19 protein-coding genes are annotated in these 16,634 nt (G+C 68.5%); 11 read left to right on the top strand and 8 right to left on the bottom strand.

From position 1 onward, the window contains the following. Positions 1 to 70: 70 nt before the first annotated feature. From lptB to B0684_RS05110, 8 genes are read right to left on the bottom strand one after another with little or no spacing between them, the layout of a single operon-like run. On the bottom strand, positions 71 to 841 hold the full coding sequence (lptB, locus tag B0684_RS05145) for an LPS export ABC transporter ATP-binding protein (RefSeq protein ID WP_018650531.1): 771 nt from the start codon (positions 839 to 841) through the stop codon (positions 71 to 73). Beyond that, entirely contained in the window at positions 838 to 1,377 is a 540-nt protein-coding gene (lptA, locus tag B0684_RS05140) for a lipopolysaccharide transport periplasmic protein LptA (protein WP_018650530.1), read from the bottom strand. The genes lptB and lptA overlap by 4 nt, the downstream gene beginning before the upstream one ends. Further along, positions 1,358 to 1,939, bottom strand: coding sequence for an LPS export ABC transporter periplasmic protein LptC (gene lptC, locus B0684_RS05135; protein ID WP_269844075.1), 582 nt, complete (start codon positions 1,937 to 1,939; stop codon positions 1,358 to 1,360). The genes lptA and lptC overlap by 20 nt, the downstream gene beginning before the upstream one ends. Continuing rightward, positions 1,936 to 2,475 (bottom strand): KdsC family phosphatase, encoded by a 540-nt coding sequence (locus tag B0684_RS05130; RefSeq protein WP_018168273.1) that lies wholly within the window; start codon positions 2,473 to 2,475, stop codon positions 1,936 to 1,938. Before B0684_RS05130 ends, lptC begins: the two co-directional genes overlap by 4 nt. Continuing rightward, on the bottom strand, positions 2,475 to 3,452 hold the full coding sequence (locus B0684_RS05125; protein WP_018168272.1) for a KpsF/GutQ family sugar-phosphate isomerase: 978 nt from the start codon (positions 3,450 to 3,452) through the stop codon (positions 2,475 to 2,477). The genes B0684_RS05130 and B0684_RS05125 overlap by 1 nt, the downstream gene beginning before the upstream one ends. Then, positions 3,449 to 4,426, bottom strand: a complete 978-nt coding sequence (locus tag B0684_RS05120; protein WP_018168271.1) for a calcium/sodium antiporter — start codon at positions 4,424 to 4,426, stop codon at positions 3,449 to 3,451. The genes B0684_RS05125 and B0684_RS05120 overlap by 4 nt, the downstream gene beginning before the upstream one ends. Positions 4,427 to 4,482: 56 nt before the next feature. Then, positions 4,483 to 5,415, bottom strand: coding sequence for an NAD-dependent epimerase/dehydratase family protein (locus B0684_RS05115; RefSeq protein ID WP_018650528.1), 933 nt, complete (start codon positions 5,413 to 5,415; stop codon positions 4,483 to 4,485). Between the two features lie 11 nt (positions 5,416 to 5,426). Then, positions 5,427 to 6,527, bottom strand: a complete 1,101-nt coding sequence (locus tag B0684_RS05110) for an LLM class flavin-dependent oxidoreductase (protein WP_018650527.1) — start codon at positions 6,525 to 6,527, stop codon at positions 5,427 to 5,429. Between the two features lie 78 nt (positions 6,528 to 6,605). On the opposite strand from B0684_RS05110, the gene B0684_RS05105 reads away from it, so the two are divergent. The 11 genes from B0684_RS05105 to hisC all read left to right on the top strand — a co-directional run bounded on the left by B0684_RS05105 (position 6,606) and on the right by hisC (position 16,279). Then, positions 6,606 to 7,268, top strand: a complete 663-nt coding sequence (locus B0684_RS05105) for a hypothetical protein (RefSeq protein WP_077276983.1) — start codon at positions 6,606 to 6,608, stop codon at positions 7,266 to 7,268. A gap of 366 nt (positions 7,269 to 7,634) precedes the next feature. After that, positions 7,635 to 8,468: an ABC transporter ATP-binding protein gene (locus tag B0684_RS05095; protein ID WP_026313092.1), complete on the top strand. Its 834-nt coding sequence runs from the start codon at positions 7,635 to 7,637 to the stop codon at positions 8,466 to 8,468. Next, positions 8,461 to 9,243 (top strand): lipid asymmetry maintenance ABC transporter permease subunit MlaE, encoded by a 783-nt coding sequence (mlaE, locus tag B0684_RS05090; protein ID WP_018144518.1) that lies wholly within the window; start codon positions 8,461 to 8,463, stop codon positions 9,241 to 9,243. The genes B0684_RS05095 and mlaE overlap by 8 nt, the downstream gene beginning before the upstream one ends. Before the next feature lie 33 nt (positions 9,244 to 9,276). Next, a complete protein-coding gene (gene mlaD / locus B0684_RS05085; protein ID WP_018144517.1) occupies positions 9,277 to 9,735 on the top strand; it encodes an outer membrane lipid asymmetry maintenance protein MlaD in 459 nt (152 codons plus the stop codon). Positions 9,736 to 9,760: 25 nt separating this feature from the next. Continuing rightward, complete coding sequence (locus B0684_RS05080; RefSeq protein WP_018168265.1) at positions 9,761 to 10,429, top strand: MlaC/ttg2D family ABC transporter substrate-binding protein; 669 nt, start codon at positions 9,761 to 9,763, stop codon at positions 10,427 to 10,429. After that, complete coding sequence (locus tag B0684_RS05075) at positions 10,426 to 10,743, top strand: STAS domain-containing protein (RefSeq protein WP_018144515.1); 318 nt, start codon at positions 10,426 to 10,428, stop codon at positions 10,741 to 10,743. Before B0684_RS05080 ends, B0684_RS05075 begins: the two co-directional genes overlap by 4 nt. A 101-nt stretch (positions 10,744 to 10,844) precedes the next feature. Beyond that, entirely contained in the window at positions 10,845 to 12,104 is a 1,260-nt protein-coding gene (murA, locus tag B0684_RS05070) for a UDP-N-acetylglucosamine 1-carboxyvinyltransferase (RefSeq protein ID WP_018144514.1), read from the top strand. Between the two features lie 38 nt (positions 12,105 to 12,142). Then, positions 12,143 to 12,793, top strand: a complete 651-nt coding sequence (gene hisG, locus B0684_RS05065) for an ATP phosphoribosyltransferase (RefSeq protein WP_018144513.1) — start codon at positions 12,143 to 12,145, stop codon at positions 12,791 to 12,793. Between the two features lie 11 nt (positions 12,794 to 12,804). Next, a complete protein-coding gene (locus B0684_RS05060; RefSeq protein ID WP_018168264.1) occupies positions 12,805 to 13,872 on the top strand; it encodes a 3-deoxy-7-phosphoheptulonate synthase in 1,068 nt (355 codons plus the stop codon). A 14-nt stretch (positions 13,873 to 13,886) separates the two neighbouring features. Next, a complete protein-coding gene (hisD, locus tag B0684_RS05055) occupies positions 13,887 to 15,188 on the top strand; it encodes a histidinol dehydrogenase (RefSeq protein WP_018144511.1) in 1,302 nt (433 codons plus the stop codon). Next, the gene (hisC, locus tag B0684_RS05050) at positions 15,185 to 16,279 is read left to right on the top strand and encodes a histidinol-phosphate transaminase (protein WP_018650525.1); all 1,095 of its coding nucleotides are present in this window, start codon (positions 15,185 to 15,187) and stop codon (positions 16,277 to 16,279) included. The genes hisD and hisC overlap by 4 nt, the downstream gene beginning before the upstream one ends. Positions 16,280 to 16,634 lie beyond the last annotated feature (355 nt).

Genomic DNA, 16,634 nt, shown 5'->3' with positions numbered 1-16,634 from the left:
GTGGGCATTGGTGGAATCTTAAAGCCTGCCTTGTGGTTTGTGCACCGACCGGGCCGCATGTGGGGCGCTTTCACAGGCGGAAGTTCTCGCCGAGATAGACCCGGCGCACCTGGGGATCGGCCAGCAGCTCGTCCGGTGTACCGGCGGCCAGCAGGCGTCCCTCGCTCAGAATATAGGCCCTGTGGCAGATGCCGAGGGTCTCGCGCACGTTGTGATCGGAGATCAGTACGCCGATGCCGCGCTGGGCGAGATGCCGAATCACGTCCTGGATGTCGCCCACCGAGATCGGATCCACCCCGGCGAAGGGCTCGTCCAGGCAGATGAACTGCGGATCCCCGGCCAGGGCGCGGGCGATCTCGGCCCGGCGACGCTCCCCACCGGACAGCGCGATGCCCGGGCTGTGGCGCACGGTCTCGAGCTGAAACTCCTCGATCAGGGCGTCGCCAATGCGGCGGCGCTCGTGGCGATCCAGCCCGGGGCGCAGCTCGAGCACGGCCTGCAGGTTGTCCCACACGCTCAGGCGGCGAAAGATCGAGGCCTCCTGCGGCAGGTAGCCGAGGCCGGCGCGCGCGCGTACGTGGATGGGGGCGCGGGTGATGTCGTGCTCGCCCAGGGTGATGCGCCCGGCATTGGGACGGATCAGCCCGACCAGGCTGTAGAAGCAGGTGGTTTTGCCGGCCCCGTTCGGGCCCAGCAGGCCGACCACCTCGCCGGGCGCGAGGTCGACGTCCACCTGGTCCAGCACCGTGCGCTGGCCGTAGCGCTTGGTCAGCTCGCGTCCGATCAGGCGGTCGTTGGTTTGTGCCGGTGTGGCGGATGGGCTGGGGGTGGTGGCGTTCATTCGTCGTCGCGCGGCTGGATGGTGATGCGCACGCGCTCGCTGTCGCCTTCGCCGCGTTCGGCCTCGATCACGTCGGTCGTCAGGTCGTAGGTGATGCGCTTGCCGCGCGCCTCCTCTCTGCTGGTGATCACATGGGCCTGGTCGGTGAGGATCATGCGGTCTTCGTTCAGCAGGTAGTCGATGCGCAGGGCGGTGGCAATGCGCATCTCTCCGGTTTCCGGATCGGGTGATTCCAGGCGTGCCGGCTCGCCGTGGGCCTCCATTTCGTAGGGGCGGCGATCGCGGGTGCGCACGTAGACCTTGTCGGCCTCCAGGGTCATGTCGCCGCGGATCACGATCACGTCGCCGGTGTAGGTCCCCAGCCCCTGGCGTTCGTCCATCTCCGCGCGGTCGGCAGTGATCTCCACCGGCAGCGCCGGGCCCGAGCCCTGCTGGGCGAACGCGGGCGTGGCCAGCAGCACGAGCAGCAGGAGCGCCGCCACGCGGGCACCCGGTTGGCCCGGACGGTGGCGAAGGCTATGGGGATTCGGGGTCATGCGCGGGATCCTCCTCGCTCGTCTCGCTGTAGAGCGAGTACACGTCATGGAACAACTCTATGGTATCCCCTCGCGAGTCCACGCGCAGACCGGTGCCGCGCTGGAACAGGCCCGGCTGGTTCAGGGTGGAAAGGGCATCCGAAGTGGCGACCATGGTGTCGGTGGCGACGCGAACATCCCGCGAATCGATGATGGTCTCCACGCGTTCGCCGCGGGGCGGCTGTACGCCGTGGGTGGGGCCCACCAGGTCCAGGGTCGCGGCGGCCGGTTGATGCAGTGCGGCGGGGGCAGTCCAGCGCCATTCGATTCCGCCTTCGGCGAACAGGTCGAGGTCCGGGTCGTCCACCCATTGGGGGCCGTCACGTCCAAACTCGCGCAGGCGGGTGCCGCGCAGACGATGGCTCAGTTCGCCGTCGTCGCCGGTGGCATGCAGGGTGAAGCCGTCAATCTGCAGCGTGACCTGGCCCTCGGGCGGGCTTACCTCAGCCTGCGCCAGGGGCACGGTCGCGAATGCGAGCACGGCCAGGGTCCATCCGAGTCGGCTGCGAATCCTGCGGCTCATCCGTTCAGGTAGGTCTCGAACAGCGCGTCGAGCCGGTCCTGCGCGGCCAGCAGGCCCTCGCAGGCCTCGCGCACGGCCCCGCGCCCACCATGGGCTTCGGTCACCCACTGGGCATGCTGGCGCACCAGCGGGTGGGCGTCGCCGACCGCGATCCCGAGCCCGACCCGCTGCATCGCTGGAAGATCCACGATGTCGTCGCCCATGAAGGCCGCTTCGGCGGGGTCGTGACCGGTGCGCTGCAGCAGTTCGTGCAGGGCTTCGCCCTTGTCGCGGCGGCCCTGGATCAGATGCTCCACTCCCAGGTCGCGCATGCGGTGCTCGACGACCCCGGAGGTGCGCCCGGTCAGGATGGCGATCTCGATGCCGCCGTCCAGGGCCAGACGGATACCGTGGCCGTCGCGGCTGTTGAAGGCCTTGTACTGCTCGCCGCCGTCGCCGAGGAACAGGCTGCCGTCGGTCAGCACGCCGTCCACGTCCAGGATCAGCAGGCGAACGGCCTGCTGGTGGGTGCGCAGAGTGGTGGCATCCAGGTTCATCACGCCACCCCGGCGCGCAGCAGGTCGTGCATGTTGATCACGCCCACCAGGCGGTTTTCGGCGTCGGTGACGGGCAGGGCGTTGATGCGCCGGCTCTCCATGGCCTCCAGGGCCTCCACCGCCAGCCAGTCGGGCTGCGCGGTGTGGCCGCCGGTGGTCATGGCCTCGCCGATGGTCAGGCCGTCCAGGCTGTGCCCGGCATCCAGGGTGCGCCGCAGGTCGCCATCGGTGAACACGCCCTGGATGCGATCGTCACCGTCGGTGATGATCACCAGCCCCAGACCCTTGCGGGTGATCTCGAACAGGGCGTCCTTGAGTGGGGCGTCCGGGGTGATGCGCGGGATCGCGCCTCCGGTATGCATGATGTCGGCGACATGCACCAGCAGGCGCCGGCCAAGGCGGCCGCCGGGGTGCGAGCGGGCAAAGTCGTTGGCGGTAAAGCCGCGTGCATCCAACACCGCGACGGCCAGGGCATCGCCCATCGCCAGCGCGGCGGTGGTGCTGGAGGTGGGAGCCAGGCCCAGCGGGCACGCCTCGCGCTCGACGCTGACATCCAGGTGTACGGTGGCATCCGCGCCGAGGCGCGAGCCGGGGTTGCCGGTCATCGCGATCAGCGGTACGCCCAGGCGCCGGATCAGCGGCAGGATGGTGATGATCTCGTCGGTCTCGCCGGAGTTCGACAGCGCGATGACCACGTCCTCGCGGGTGATCATGCCGAGATCGCCGTGACTGGCCTCGCCCGGATGCACGAAGAAGGCCGGCGTGCCGGTGGAGGCCAGGGTCGCGGCCAGCTTGCTGCCGATGTGCCCGGACTTGCCCATGCCGGTGACGATCACGCGGCCCTTGCACGCGAGGATGCAGCGGCAGGCCTCGAGGAAGCGGTCGTCGATGCGCCGGGCGAGGTTGCGTACGGCCTCGGCCTCGTCATTGAGGACGGCCAGGGCGAGCTTGCGGGTCGTTTCGGGGTTGAAGTTCATGCGGTTGCCGTGATTCCCAAATAGACAAGGTAGCTTGCGAAGGCGATGAGGAGAAGGGCGCCCTGCCAGCGCCGGATCTGTCCGCGGCGGCCCAGCGCGATCAGGAACAGGGCCACGGTCAATGCCAGCATCACCGGATAGTCGCGCGTCAGCACATCGGCGTCGATTGCCAGCGGCGTGATCAGGGCCGGAACGGCCAGTACCGCGAGCAGGTTGAACAGATTGGACCCGACTACATTCCCGATCGCCAGCCCGGCCTCGCGGCGGAAGGCGGCGACCACCGAGGTCGCCAGCTCCGGCAGGCTGGTTCCCACCGCGACAATGGTCAGCCCGATGACCAGGTCGCTGACCCCCAGTTGTTCGGCGATCTCGACGGCCCCCCAGACCAGGGCCTGGCTGCTCGCCAGCAGGAGCAGCAGCCCGAACACGAGCCAGGCGATCGCGGGCCCCAGTCGGTCGCCCTCTGGGATCGTCTCGACCATGCCGCGCACCACCTCGGGGGTGTCGTCATGGGGGGCCGGGCGTGCGCGCCGGGCGCTGATGGCCATCCAGGCAGTGAACAGGACCAGACCGGCCAGCAGCGCGATGCCCTCCAGCCGGCCCAGTTCGCCATCCACAAGCAGGAGCAGCACGCCGAAGCTGACCAGCAGGAGGATCGGCAGTTCGCGCCGAACCATGCCGCGCCCGATCGCCAGCGGCGCGACCAGGGTCGCGGTCCCCAGCACCAGCGCGATGTTGGCGATGTTCGAGCCGATCGCGTTGCCCACCGCCAGCCCCGGGTTGCCCTGCAGGCTGGCGAGGACCGAGACCACGATCTCCGGTGCCGAGGTCCCGAAAGCGACGATGGTCAGGCCGATGATCAGCGGGCTGACGCCCAGGCCGCGGGCCAGGGCCGAGGCGCCGAACACGAAGCGGTCGGCACTCCAGGTCAGCAGGATCAGGCCGCCGATGATGGCGACAACGGGTAGCACCATGGACAGTCGGGTCCGGGAGGGTCAGGCCCGGGATTGTAGCCGATTGGGTAGTGGTTTCAGCAGCGCAGACGTTCTAGGCACCCGGCGGTGGTCACCTGCGGTGTCCAGCCGAGCTGCTCGCGGGCGCGGGTGCAGTCCAGTACCAGCGGGCCGTCCAGCCCGCGGACCCAGCCGGGGTCCCCGGCGCGGGCGGTCAGGCGCCAGGCCAGCGGGTGCAGGGTGCGGATCAGCCGCAGTGGCACCGGGATCCCCCAGCGCCGCTGGTGGCGCGCCATCGCCCGTAGCGACCAGGCAGGTTCGGCCCCCAGGTTGAAGATCCCCGCAGTGCGAGTTGTGATGCTGCGCACCATCGCGGCGGCGGCATCGTCCTCCCACAGGATCTGCACTGGCTGTTCGCCCCCGGCGGGATACAGCCGTCCGCGGGCGATCTGCAGCAACAGCGGGTGGGCGTTCGGGCCGACGATCGCGGGCGGGCGCAGGAGGGTCACCTGGCACTCGGGGTATTCCCGGGCGAGCGCGAGCAGGGCCTGCTCCACGGCGACCTTGTCTTCGGCATAGGGGAAGCGCGGCCGGGTGGGATGGTCCTCGCGGAGCGGCTGCGGGCTGTCCGGCCAGGGGCCGTAGACCGCCGCGCTGGACAGGAACACGATGTGGCGCACACCGGCGGTCACCGCCGCGTGGAACACCTGCTGGCTCAGGGCCACATTCTGCTGGCGGACCCAGGTGCGGTCATGCCGGCGGCGGCCCCCGTGACCGCCCATCAATTGAAAGGCGAGGTGCACCAGCGTGTCCACCCCGGCCAGGTCCTCCGGCTGGAGCTGCGCCAGGTCGAGTACCCGTGCCTCGATAACGGTGCCGTTTTCGGGGGGAGGCAGCGCCGGCGCGGCCCGGTCCAGGGCGAGGATGTGTTCAATCGTCGGCGCGCGTGCCAGGGCGGGCAGCAGGACTTGCCCCAGGCGCCCGGCGGCGCCGGTCACGGCGACGTGCATCCGTGTTTCGCTCAGGTCGCGGTGCGGGCGACGGTGGTCGGGGCGGGGTCGGCAAACGCGGGCATGACCTCTTCCGCGAAGCAGTCCATGGACTCCTCGGCCAGCGCATGCGGAACGGCCCCGGCGCCGAAGGCCAGCAGGACCTGGTCGACCCCGGCCGCGCGCAGGCCCTCGATGCGTTCACGGCATTCGGCGGGGGTGCCGACGAGCGTCATGCCCAGCATGTCGAGGACCTTCAGGTTGATCCCGGCCTTGACCAGGTGACGGAAGCGGCCGAGCGAGCGGTAATAGTCGTAGCCCTCGATCAGGCGTTCCAGCACCGGCAGGGTCTGCTGGAACATGTGGCGATAGAACCACTCGAAGGCCGGCTTGGCCTCGCGCCGGGCGCGCTTGCCGTCCGGCAGGCACAGGACCCCAAGCGTCATGCCGACCCGGGGCGGGTGGGCGACGTCCGTGCGTGTCGCGTCCCAGGCCTCGTGATACAGGCGGATGTCCTCGCGGATCATCTGCCAGGGCTTGAACGGCCCGGCCAGCGCGCCGATGCCCTGCTGCGCCGCCCAGGTAAAGGACTCCGGGCTGACCGCGGCGGTCCAGATCGGTGGGTGCGGGGCCTGTACCGGGCGCGGCATCACGGGCACGTCGTCCAGGTGATGGAACGGCCCGTCCTGGGTGATGCGGCCGGTGGCGAAGGCTTGGCGCAGCGCATCCAGCCCGGCATCGACCCGCGCGCGGGACTCGCTCATCTCGGCCCCGAATGTGGCATATTCGCGCGGCGAGAAGCCGCGCCCGATACCCAGATCCAGGCGCCCGCCGGAGAGCTGGTCGAGCATGCCGACGCGCTGCGCCACTCGCAGCGGATGGTGGTAGGGCAGCGGCACCACGCCCAGGCCCAGGCGCAGGCGTTTGGTGCGCTGGCTGGCCGCAGCCAGCACCAGGTCCGGCGCGGTGGAGTGGGAAAACTCCGGCATCAGGTGGTGCTCCACCAGCCAGGCGGTGCCGAAGCCGAGACGATCGGCGCGCTCCCACAGGCGCAGGGTGTTCTCCAGCACCTCCGCTTCGGAGGTCTGCAGGAAGTCCGGTACCGAGAGCTCGTGGAACAGGTCGAAACGCATGGCGCCAACTGTGCCGCGCGCTCGCAGGTGATACAAGCAATCCGCGCAAAGCTGCGGTTACGTCGTGGAGGTTGAGGCATGTCGCAGGATCAGGAAGCGCCGGTATTGCAGGCCGCCGGGGTGGCGGGCCCCGGAGAGGACTGGTGGGACGACTTCTTCCCCGAGGACCTGCCGCAGGACTGGCAGCTGGAGTACTACACCCATTACCACAGCCGTTTGTTGCTGCCCGCCCCGGTGTGGACCGAGGCCGGGGCGCCGGCCTTCGGCGACTGGGCCGAGGCCGTGCCACCCGCGCTGCGGCTGACACTGGACTGGCCGGTGGAGCTGGGCCTCGAGACGGGTGCGACGCGGGCGCGCGCGCTGGCCGAGGCTGTCGGCGACGGCCTGCAGGCGGTGGCGCCGGGGCCGATGGGGCCGGCGCAGGTGCAGGCGATCCGCGCGGCGCTGGAGGCGGCCGGACTGGGGCGCCTGATGGTGTACGGCGCCGGCGAGGAGCGGGTGCTCGCGCGAGCCGAGGCGGCCTGGTTTCATCCCGCCCCGGCGCCGAAATCGGCGGCGCTTGCCGGGGGCGGGGCCTGGCAGGTCAACCCCGAGGCAGGGCTGGATGCGCCGGGCTGGCGCGCGCTGGTGGAGGCCCTCGGGCAGGCCGGTGGCAGCGGTGAGATCCCGGTGTTCCTGCGCGCGCGTCCGGAGCGACTGTCGGATTTCCGCACTATCGCCGCATTGCTGGGATTGGGATGAGCACCGCACCCGCCCGTTTGACGGTCTCCCGGCCTGCGCCCAGACTTCGGGGTTCTGTGGGCCTAAGGAAACACTGATTGATGTACACCCTCGCGTTGGTACCCCAGGTTTTCCGAGCCAAGGCGCGGCGCGCAGCCGGTGGTGGTTCTACCGGCCCGTTTTTGACCGATTCGGGCCGCAACGCAGGATCGGGGAACCTGGGGTGCCAACCCCGAAGGGGCTCGGCCTCTTTTGCGTGCGCACGGCGTTGCGGCTCCCTTGTGCAGAATGACTGCACGGCGGTCACCGCGCCTTGTTCGCACGCAAAAGCGGCTCGAGCGCGAGCGTGTACATTAATCAGTGTTTCCTTAAGGGCGAGGAGCGCGCGTGGCTGACCCGGCAGTGGAAGACAGTCCGCATATCGTGATCGAGAACCTGTGCTTCCGGCGCGGGCGCAAGATGATTTTCGATGACCTGTCGATGCGCATCCCGCGCGGGCAGGTGACGACCGTGATGGGGCCCAGCGGCAGTGGCAAGACCACGCTGCTGCGCCTGGTCGGCGGTCAGTTGCGTCCGGACAAGGGCCGCATCTGGGTGGATGGCCAGGAGGTGGCGAGGCTCTCCACCCGGCGGCTGTACGCGCTGCGCAAGCGCATGGGCATGCTGTTCCAGAGCGGTGCGCTGCTGACGGATCTCTCGGTATTCGAGAACGTCGCCTTCCCGCTGCGCGAGCACACGGATCTGCCGGAGGACGTGCTGCACGCGCTGGTTCTGCTGAAGCTGGAGGCGGTGGGCCTGCGCGCGGCGCGCGACCTGGACCCGGCGACCCTGTCCGGTGGCATGGCGCGGCGCGTCGCGCTGGCGCGGGCCATTGCGCTGGACCCGGACCTCATTTTGTACGACGAGCCGTTCACCGGGCTCGATCCGATCACCATGGGCCAGATTGTCAGCCTGATCCGCCGGACCAATCAAAGCCTGGGGCTTACCAGCGTGCTGGTCTCGCATGACGTGACCGAGGCGATGGCGATCTCCGATCAGGTGGTGCTGATCGCCGATGGCCGGGTAGTGGATGCCGGGCCGCCGGACGAACTGGAGGCGCGCGCTTCCGACTGGAGCGCGCAGTTCCTGCAGGGTCGCCCGGACGGGCCGGTGCCGTTTCATTACCCGGGCGCGTCCTACCGCGATGACCTGCTGGGGCAGGGGGAGCGCCGCGATGACTGATTCGATTGCCGCGCTGGGTCGGACCACGATCAATGCCCTGACGGTGTTCGGCCGGGCGTTCATCTTCCTGATCCGGATGCTGGCGAGCCTGGATATCGTCTTTCGCCGCTTCGGCCTGACGCTTGTTCAGGTGTATTCGGTGGGGGTGCGCTCGCTGCTGATTATCGTCGTGTCCGGGCTGTTTGTCGGCATGGTGCTGGCGTACCAGGGCTACATCACGCTGGTGAACTTCGGCGCGGCCGAGGCCCTGGGCGGGGTGGTTGCGCTGTCGCTGGTACGCGAACTGGGGCCGGTGGTCACCGCGCTGCTGTTCGCCGGGCGCGCCGGCTCCGCGCTGACCGCGGAACTGGGGCTGATGAAGACGACCGAACAGCTCTCGGCGATGGAGATGATGGCGGTGAACCCCTATCGCCGGATCTTCGCGCCACGCTTTGTGGCCGGGTTCCTCTCCATGCCGCTGCTGGCCGCGATCTTCAGCGCCGTGGGCGTGATGGGCGGCTACCTCGTCGGGGTGGGGCTGCTGGGCGTGGACAGCGGCGCCTATTTCTCGCAGATGCAGTCGGTGACCGACTGGAACGAGGATGTGCTCTCCGGCGTGATCAAGAGCATCGTGTTCGGCTTCGTGGTGACCTGGATCGCGGTGTTCCAGGGCTTCAATGCGCAGCCGACGTCCGAGGGCATCTCGCGCGCCACGACCCAGACGGTGGTGGTGTCGTCGCTCGCGGTGCTGGGCCTCGATTTCATCCTGACCGGGCTGATGTTCGGCGCGGGCTGACCAAACAGTGTTTACCCAGGACAGGTGGCAATAATGAAGGTACGTTTCTTCGAACTGGCGGTCGGTGTCTTCGTGCTCCTGGGTATCGGGGCGCTGTTCTACCTGGCGGTGCAGGTGAGCAACGTGACCGACTACCACGACCGTGACACCTATACGGTGAGCGGATACTTCGACAACATCGGGGGGCTCAAGACGCGTGCCCCGGTCACGGTGTCGGGTGTGCGCATCGGGCGAGTGGCGGATATCCGTTACGATCCGGAACGCTTTCGCGCCGAGGTGACCCTGGCGATCCGCTCGGAGCACGACTACCTGCCGATGGACACCCAGGCCGCCATCCACACCGCGGGGCTGCTGGGCGAACAGTACATCGCGCTGGAGCCGGGTGGTGACTACGACACCCTGCAGGAAGGCGACGAGCTGATGTTCACCCAGTCGGCACTGGTGCTGGAGAACCTCATCGGTCGCTTCATGACCAACATGGGTAGTGACTGATCTACCCAAACCGGGAGCAAGAGACATGAAATGGTTGCATGAACGAATCCTGATCCTGCCGCTGGCGCTGCTGGTCCTGATCCTGGCGGCTCCCGCCCAGGCCGAAGAAAACCCCGCCGAGCTCATCAAGCAGTCGATCGACGCGGTCTACGAGAAGCTGCGGGCAAACGAGGCGCGTGCGCAGGAAGATCCTGACTTCGTGATTGGCGTGATCGAGGAGGAGATCCTGCCCGGCGTGGATGTCAACGGGATGGCCCGCCTGGTCCTGGCACGTCACTGGCGCGATGCCAGCAGCGAGCAGCAAGACCGCTTCGCCGAGGCCTTCAAGAACACGCTGCTGCAGGCCTACGGGGTGCAACTGGCCGATCATCTGGACAAGGACGTGCGCGTCATCGAGCGGCGCTCGCGCCAGGACGAGCGCATGGCCGTGGTTGCCACCGAGGTGGTGATGGGCTCCGGCCAGTCGAACATCCAGGTCAACTACCGTCTGCGTCCGGTGAACGGCGAATGGAAGGTCTTCGACGTCGAGGCCGAGGGGCTCAGCTTCGTCGGCAACTTCCGCACTCGCTTTAACGAGGAGATCAACCGCGATGGCCTGGAGGCGCTGATCGAGCGCCTGGAAGATGGCGACGAGGCGCTGATCGAGGATGCCGTGGGCGACGTGACCCCCGACAACGGCGCCGCGGACCGGTGAGCGACGCACAGATCCGGGCGGATGAAGGCGGTCTGGTCGTCAACGGGCCACTGACCTTCGCGACGGTGGCCGGGCTGGAGGCACGGGCCCGCGGGCTGACGGCGCATCTCCCGGAACACGCTCGGGTGGACCTGACGCAGGCGGGTCGTATCGACAGCGCCGGCGTGGCGTTCCTGGTCATCCTCTGGCGTCGCGCCCGCGAGCAGGGCCGCACCCTGGTCTTCGAGCCCCTCCCCGAGGGGTTGCGCCCGTTACTGGAGTTGTACGACCTGGAGTCGATTATCACCGACTCCGCCGCCCGTTCCGTCGCCTGAGTCGTGCCGGCGGCGGGCGAACGGGCGAGCCCGGCGCGGATTCGTTATCATGGCGCGTTTCGCCGAACCACGGTCGGTTCGGCGGTCAATCCGGGCATCCCATGGACAAACTGATCATTACCGGAGGTCGCCGACTCGAGGGTCAGGTCTGGATCTCCGGGGCCAAGAACGCCGTGTTGCCGATCCTGTCCGCCACCTTGCTGGCGGACGGGCCGATGACCATTGGCAACGTCCCGCATCTGCAGGACGTGACCACCACCATGGAACTGCTCGGCCGCATGGGCGTCAGCCTTACGGTTAACGAGCGCATGCGCATCGAGGTCGACCCGACCACGCTGACCCAGTGCGTCGCCCCGTACGACCTGGTCAAGACCATGCGCGCCTCCATCCTGGTGCTGGGGCCGCTGCTGGCCCGCTTCGGCGAGGCCGAGGTTTCCCTGCCGGGTGGCTGTGCCATCGGTTCGCGTCCGGTGAACCTGCACCTGCGGGGTCTTGAGGCCCTGGGGGCCGAGATCGAGGTCGAAGGCGGCTACATCCACGCTCGCGCGGATCGCCTGAAGGGCGCGCGCGTGGTCTTCGACCAGGTGACGGTAACCGGTACCGAGAACCTGTTGATGGCCGCCACCCTGGCCGAGGGCGAGACCCTGATCGAGAACGCCGCGCGCGAGCCAGAGGTCATCGATCTGGCGGACTGCCTGACCGCGATGGGCGCGAAGATCCAGGGGGCCGGCACCGACACCATTCGGGTGCAGGGCGTGGAGCGCCTGCACGGCTGCGAATACGATGTGATGCCGGACCGTATCGAGACCGGCACCTTCCTGGTCGCCGCCGCGGTCACCCGTGGGCGCGTGCGCTGCCGCAATACCCGCCCGGAGCTGCTGGACGCGGTGCTGGCCAAGCTGGTCGAGGCCGGCGCTCGCATCGAGACCGGGCCGGACTGGATCGAGCTGGATATGGAGGGCCGCCGACCGAAGGCGGTGAACCTGCGCACCGCGCCGTTCCCGGCCTTCCCGACCGACATGCAGGCGCAGATGATGGTGCTGAACACCGTGGCCGAGGGCACCGGATCGGTAGTCGAGACGGTGTTCGAGAATCGCTTCATGCATGCGCTGGAGCTGCAGCGCATGGGCGCGCACATTACCATCGAGGGCAATACCGCGATCGTCGAGGGCGTGGAAAAACTGGTCGGTGCGCCGGTGATGGCGACTGACCTGCGTGCCTCGGCGAGCCTGATCATCGCCGGCCTGGTGGCCGAGGGCGAGACCGAGGTGGACCGCATCTACCACATCGATCGCGGCTACGAATGCATCGAGGAAAAACTGAGCCAGATCGGCGCGACCATTCGTCGCGAGCCGGTCTGATGCCGCGACTCACACGGAACCGGACGAACGCCTGACCCATGATGGATCCCAACGCCCTGACCATCGCCCTGTCCAAGGGCCGCATCCTCAAGGACACCCTGCCGCTGCTTTCCAGCGCCGGGATCGAGTTGCTGGAGGATCCGGACGAGACGCGCAAGCTGATCCTCGACACCAACCGCGAGGATGTGAAGATCGTGGTGGTGCGCGCGACCGACGTGCCCACCTACGTGCAGCACGGCGCGGCGTCCATCGGCGTGGCCGGCAAGGACGTGCTGATGGAGCACGGCGCGGCCGGGCTGTACGAACCGCTGGATCTGCATATCGCCGAGTGTCGCCTGATGCTGGCGGGGCGCCCGGGCCAGCAACCGGACCCGCAGCAACGCCTGCGCATCGCCACCAAGTTTGTGAACATCACGCAGAACTACTTTGCCCAGCAGGGCCGCCAGGTCGATATCATCAAGCTCTACGGCTCGATGGAACTGGCACCGCTGGTGGGCCTGGCCGACTACATCGTCGACCTGGTGGATACCGGCAACACCCTCAAGGCCAACGGCCTGGAACCGCTGGAACTGATTACCCCCATTAGTTCCCGGTTGATCGTGAACCAGGCAGCCATGAAGATGCGACATAGAACCATTCAAAATCTCATCGAGGGCCTGCGGGAGGCCGTCACCCCCGCGACGACGTAATCGAGAACACCATGACCGCCGATACCGACGACCTGCGAATCCGCGAAATCCAGGAGGTGTCCGCCCCGGACACCGTACGCGATGAACTGCCGATCACCGATGCGGCGGCCAACACCGTGTTCGAGGCCCGCCAGGCCTGCCATCGCATCCTGCGCGGCGAGGATGACCGCCTGCAGGTGATCGTCGGCCCCTGCTCGATCCACGACGTGGACGCCGCGCTGGACTATGCCGATCACCTGAAGACCCTGCGCGAGGAGCTCTCCGACGCGCTGCATATCGTGATGCGGGTGTACTTCGAAAAGCCGCGTACCACGGTTGGCTGGAAGGGTCTGATCAATGACCCCGATCTGGATGGCAGCTTCCATATCAACAAGGGCCTGCGCGTGGCGCGCGGACTGCTGCGCGATCTGGCGGTGAAGGGCATGCCGGCGGCCACCGAATACCTCGACCTGATCAGCCCGCAGTACATCGCGGACCTGGTCGCCTGGGGCGCGATTGGTGCGCGCACCACCGAAAGCCAGGTGCACCGCGAGCTGGCCTCCGGTCTGTCCTGCCCGGTGGGCTTCAAGAACTCCACCGATGGCAGCCTGCGCGTGGCGATCGACGCGATCCGTTCTGCCTCGCGCCCGCATCACTTCCTGTCGGTGACCAAGTCGGGCCGCTCGGCAATCTTCTCCACCACCGGCAACGACGACTGCCACATCATCCTGCGCGGCGGGAAGCAGCCGAACTACGACGCCGCGAGCATCGAAGAGGCCTGCAAGGAACTGCGCATGGCCGAGCTGCCGGAGTCGGTGATGGTGGACTGCAGTCACGCCAACAGCCGCAAGGACCCGAAGCAGCAGATCGAGGTCGCGCGTGTGCTGGGCGAACAGATTGCCGGCGGCGATCGGCGCATTATGGGCGTGATGCTGGAGAGCCACCTGACCGGTGGTCGCCAGGACATCCTGCCCGGCAAGCCGCTGCAATATGGCCAGAGCATCACCGATGCCTGCATGGGCTGGGACGACAGCGAGGCCACCCTGCGCCTGCTGGCCGATGCCGTGCGCGCGCGCCGCAAGGCTGCCGTACCCGCCTGAACGAGGAGCCCGACATGCCATCCATTGCCCGACTCGATACCCAGCAGCCCGATTTCGATCAGGCCCTGGAGAACCTGCTGTCCTGGGAATCCGTTGCCGACACCGGCGTGCGGGACGCGGTGGACGAGATCCTTGGCGCGGTGCGCACCGAGGGCGATGCCGCGGTGTTGCGCTACACCGCCAAGTTCGACCGGCTCGACCGTGCCGCAGTCTCCGATCTTGAGATCCCCCACGACCGCTTGCAGGCCGCCCTGGAGTCGATCCCGGCGGAGCAGCGCAAGGCCCTGGAGATGGCCAGCGCACGCATCCGTCGCTATGCCGAGCACCAGCTCATGCGGGACTGGGATTTCACCGACGAGGACGGCACCGTTCTCGGCCAGCGCGTGACCGCGCTGGACTCGGTGGGCCTGTACGTCCCCGGGGGCAAGGCGGCCTATCCGTCCTCCGTGCTGATGAACGCCATCCCGGCCAAGGTCGCCGGCGTCGAGTTGCTGGTCATGGTCGTGCCCGCCCCGGGCGGTGAGCTGAACGATCTGGTGCTGGCCGCAGCCGCCGTGGCCGGCGTGGATCGCGTGTTTACCGTGGGGGGCGCCCAGGCCGTGGCCGCGTTGGCCTATGGCACCCAGACGATCCCGGCGGTGGACAAGATCGTTGGTCCCGGCAATATCTTCGTGGCTGCGGCCAAGCGCGAGGTGTTCGGCACCGTCGGCATCGACATGATCGCCGGTCCGTCCGAGATCCTGGTGGTCTGCGACGGCGAGACCGACCCCGACTGGATCGCGGCCGACCTGTTCTCCCAGGCCGAGCACGACGAGCAGGCCCAGTCCATCCTGCTGTCCTGGGACGATGCGTTCCTGGATCGCGTGGCCGAGGCCATGGACCGCCTGCTGGAGGAGATGCCGCGCGCCGAGATCATCCGCACCAGCCTCGACAAGCGCGGCGCGCTGGTGAAGGTGCGCGACTCGGCCGAGGCCGTCGCGGTCGCCAACCGCATCGCCCCGGAGCACCTGGAGCTGTCGGTGGCCGACCCGCAGGCGATGCTGGATGCCGGGCTGCGCCACGCCGGCGCGATCTTCATGGGCCGCTATACCTCCGAGGCCCTGGGCGACTACTGCGCTGGCCCCAACCACGTGCTGCCGACCTCGCGTACCGCGCGCTTCTCCTCGCCGCTGGGCGTGTACGACTTCCAGAAGCGTTCGAGCATCATCCACTGCTCGGCCGAAGGTGCGGCCAAGCTGGGCGAGACCGCCGCGGCGCTGGCCCACGGCGAGGGCCTGACCGCCCACGCGCGCTCCGCCGAACTGCGCAGTCGATGACCGCCCGCGCGACCCGGACCCCGGACGCCCTGATGCGCCCGGAGGTGCTGGCGCAGCCGGCCTACCAGGTGGCCGACGCGACCGGCCTGATCAAGCTGGACGCGATGGAAAACCCGCATCCCTGGCCGGGGGAGCTGGAAGACGCCTGGCTGGCGGCCCTGCGTGATCCGCAGCTGAACCGCTATCCCGACGCCCAGGCACTGGGTCTGGCCGCTCAGGTGCGCGCCGCCCACGGCGTGCCCGAGGCCGCCGGACTGTTGTTCGGCAATGGCTCCGACGAACTCATCCAGATCCTGATCACGGCGGTGGCGGGTTCCGGGCGTCCGGTGCTGGCGCCGGAGCCGACCTTCGTGATGTATGGCGTGTTGGCCCGAGCGCTGGGGGTGCCGTTCATCGGTGTCCCCCTGAACGCGGACTTCACCCTGGACCTCGACGCGATGCGCGCGGCGATGGCCGAGCACAACCCGGCGCTGGTGTTCCTCGCCTACCCGAACAATCCCACCGGGACGCTGGACGATGCCGCGACCGTACAGGCCATCGTCGACGAGAGCCCCGGGGTCACGGTGGTCGATGAGGCCTACGCCCCGTTCGCGGCGCACAGCTTCCTTCCGCGCGTCGGCGAGGATGACGGCCTGATGGTGATGCGCACGGTCTCCAAGCTGGGGCTGGCCGGCGCTCGGCTTGGCTATCTGGCAGGCACGCCGGCGTGGATCGATGCGCTGGATCGCCTGCGTCTGCCATACAACATCAACACCCTGACCCAGCGCTCGGTGGCCTTCGCCCTGGAGCACCGCGAGGCGCTGGACGCGCAGGCGCGCGGAATCGTCGAGGAACGCGACCGCCTGAGCGAGCGTCTGACCGCGACGACGGGGGTCGAGCAGGTCTTCCCCAGCCAGGCGAATTTCATCCTGTTCCGGGTACGCGCCGGGGCGGGGCATGCGACCTTCGCCGCCCTGCGCGACGCTGGCATCCTGATCAAGGACGTCGGCCGGGCGCATCCGCTTCTCGCGGACTGTCTGCGCGTGACCGTCGGTCGCCCCGACGAAAACGACGCCTTCCTCGCCGCGCTCGGGCAGGCCCTCGCCGCCTGACGTTTTTTCCGGCGCCACGCCTTTTGGTTGCACCACAGAGGGCACGGAGAAATGCGCGGAGTGGTTTCCGGAACGGCCTAAGCGCATCGTAAAGGGGTCTTGCCCTCGCGGAAGACGCGGCGAGATCGGGTGAAGGTGGGGTGCCAGGCCCGGTTTTCGTTCACCCTTTCCCGAAACTGGTAAACCGGAGGTCATCCCGGCCGCAGCGCAGGGAAGCGAAGAGCCGGGATTTCCGACGCAAGTCCTGCCCCCCACGTTCGGCCGGGCCACAACGCGAAGATCCCGGATAACCGCTGCGCGGTTTCCGGGATGACAAGGGGGCGCTGCCGGGCCGGTGCGCAAGAGCGGCGGTAGC

Origin of the sequence: Thioalkalivibrio versutus (assembly GCF_001999325.1) — a bacterium.
In the GTDB taxonomy this organism is placed as follows: domain Bacteria; phylum Pseudomonadota; class Gammaproteobacteria; order Ectothiorhodospirales; family Ectothiorhodospiraceae; genus Thioalkalivibrio; species Thioalkalivibrio versutus.
Note: the sequence above shows the minus strand (reverse complement) of the source record. Positions and strands in the feature narration are given on the sequence as shown.

Excerpts from the sequence above, each read along its gene's own strand:
- B0684_RS05060 (WP_018168264.1), top strand. The coding sequence starts at position 12,805 with ATGACCGCCGATACCGACGACCTGCGAATCCGCGAAATCCAGGAGGTG.
- lptA (WP_018650530.1), bottom strand. The coding sequence starts at position 1,377 with ATGACCCCGAATCCCCATAGCCTTCGCCACCGTCCGGGCCAACCGGGT.
- murA (WP_018144514.1), top strand. The coding sequence starts at position 10,845 with ATGGACAAACTGATCATTACCGGAGGTCGCCGACTCGAGGGTCAGGTC.
- hisD (WP_018144511.1), top strand. The coding sequence starts at position 13,887 with ATGCCATCCATTGCCCGACTCGATACCCAGCAGCCCGATTTCGATCAG.
- lptC (WP_269844075.1), bottom strand. The coding sequence starts at position 1,939 with ATGAGCCGCAGGATTCGCAGCCGACTCGGATGGACCCTGGCCGTGCTC.
- mlaD (WP_018144517.1), top strand. The coding sequence starts at position 9,277 with ATGAAGGTACGTTTCTTCGAACTGGCGGTCGGTGTCTTCGTGCTCCTG.
- B0684_RS05080 (WP_018168265.1), top strand. The coding sequence starts at position 9,761 with ATGAAATGGTTGCATGAACGAATCCTGATCCTGCCGCTGGCGCTGCTG.
- hisC (WP_018650525.1), top strand. The coding sequence starts at position 15,185 with ATGACCGCCCGCGCGACCCGGACCCCGGACGCCCTGATGCGCCCGGAG.
- B0684_RS05115 (WP_018650528.1), bottom strand. The coding sequence starts at position 5,415 with ATGCACGTCGCCGTGACCGGCGCCGCCGGGCGCCTGGGGCAAGTCCTG.
- B0684_RS05110 (WP_018650527.1), bottom strand. The coding sequence starts at position 6,527 with ATGCGTTTCGACCTGTTCCACGAGCTCTCGGTACCGGACTTCCTGCAG.
- B0684_RS05105 (WP_077276983.1), top strand. The coding sequence starts at position 6,606 with ATGTCGCAGGATCAGGAAGCGCCGGTATTGCAGGCCGCCGGGGTGGCG.
- B0684_RS05120 (WP_018168271.1), bottom strand. The coding sequence starts at position 4,426 with ATGGTGCTACCCGTTGTCGCCATCATCGGCGGCCTGATCCTGCTGACC.
- lptB (WP_018650531.1), bottom strand. The coding sequence starts at position 841 with ATGAACGCCACCACCCCCAGCCCATCCGCCACACCGGCACAAACCAAC.
- mlaE (WP_018144518.1), top strand. The coding sequence starts at position 8,461 with ATGACTGATTCGATTGCCGCGCTGGGTCGGACCACGATCAATGCCCTG.
- B0684_RS05130 (WP_018168273.1), bottom strand. The coding sequence starts at position 2,475 with ATGAACCTGGATGCCACCACTCTGCGCACCCACCAGCAGGCCGTTCGC.
- B0684_RS05125 (WP_018168272.1), bottom strand. The coding sequence starts at position 3,452 with ATGAACTTCAACCCCGAAACGACCCGCAAGCTCGCCCTGGCCGTCCTC.
- hisG (WP_018144513.1), top strand. The coding sequence starts at position 12,143 with ATGATGGATCCCAACGCCCTGACCATCGCCCTGTCCAAGGGCCGCATC.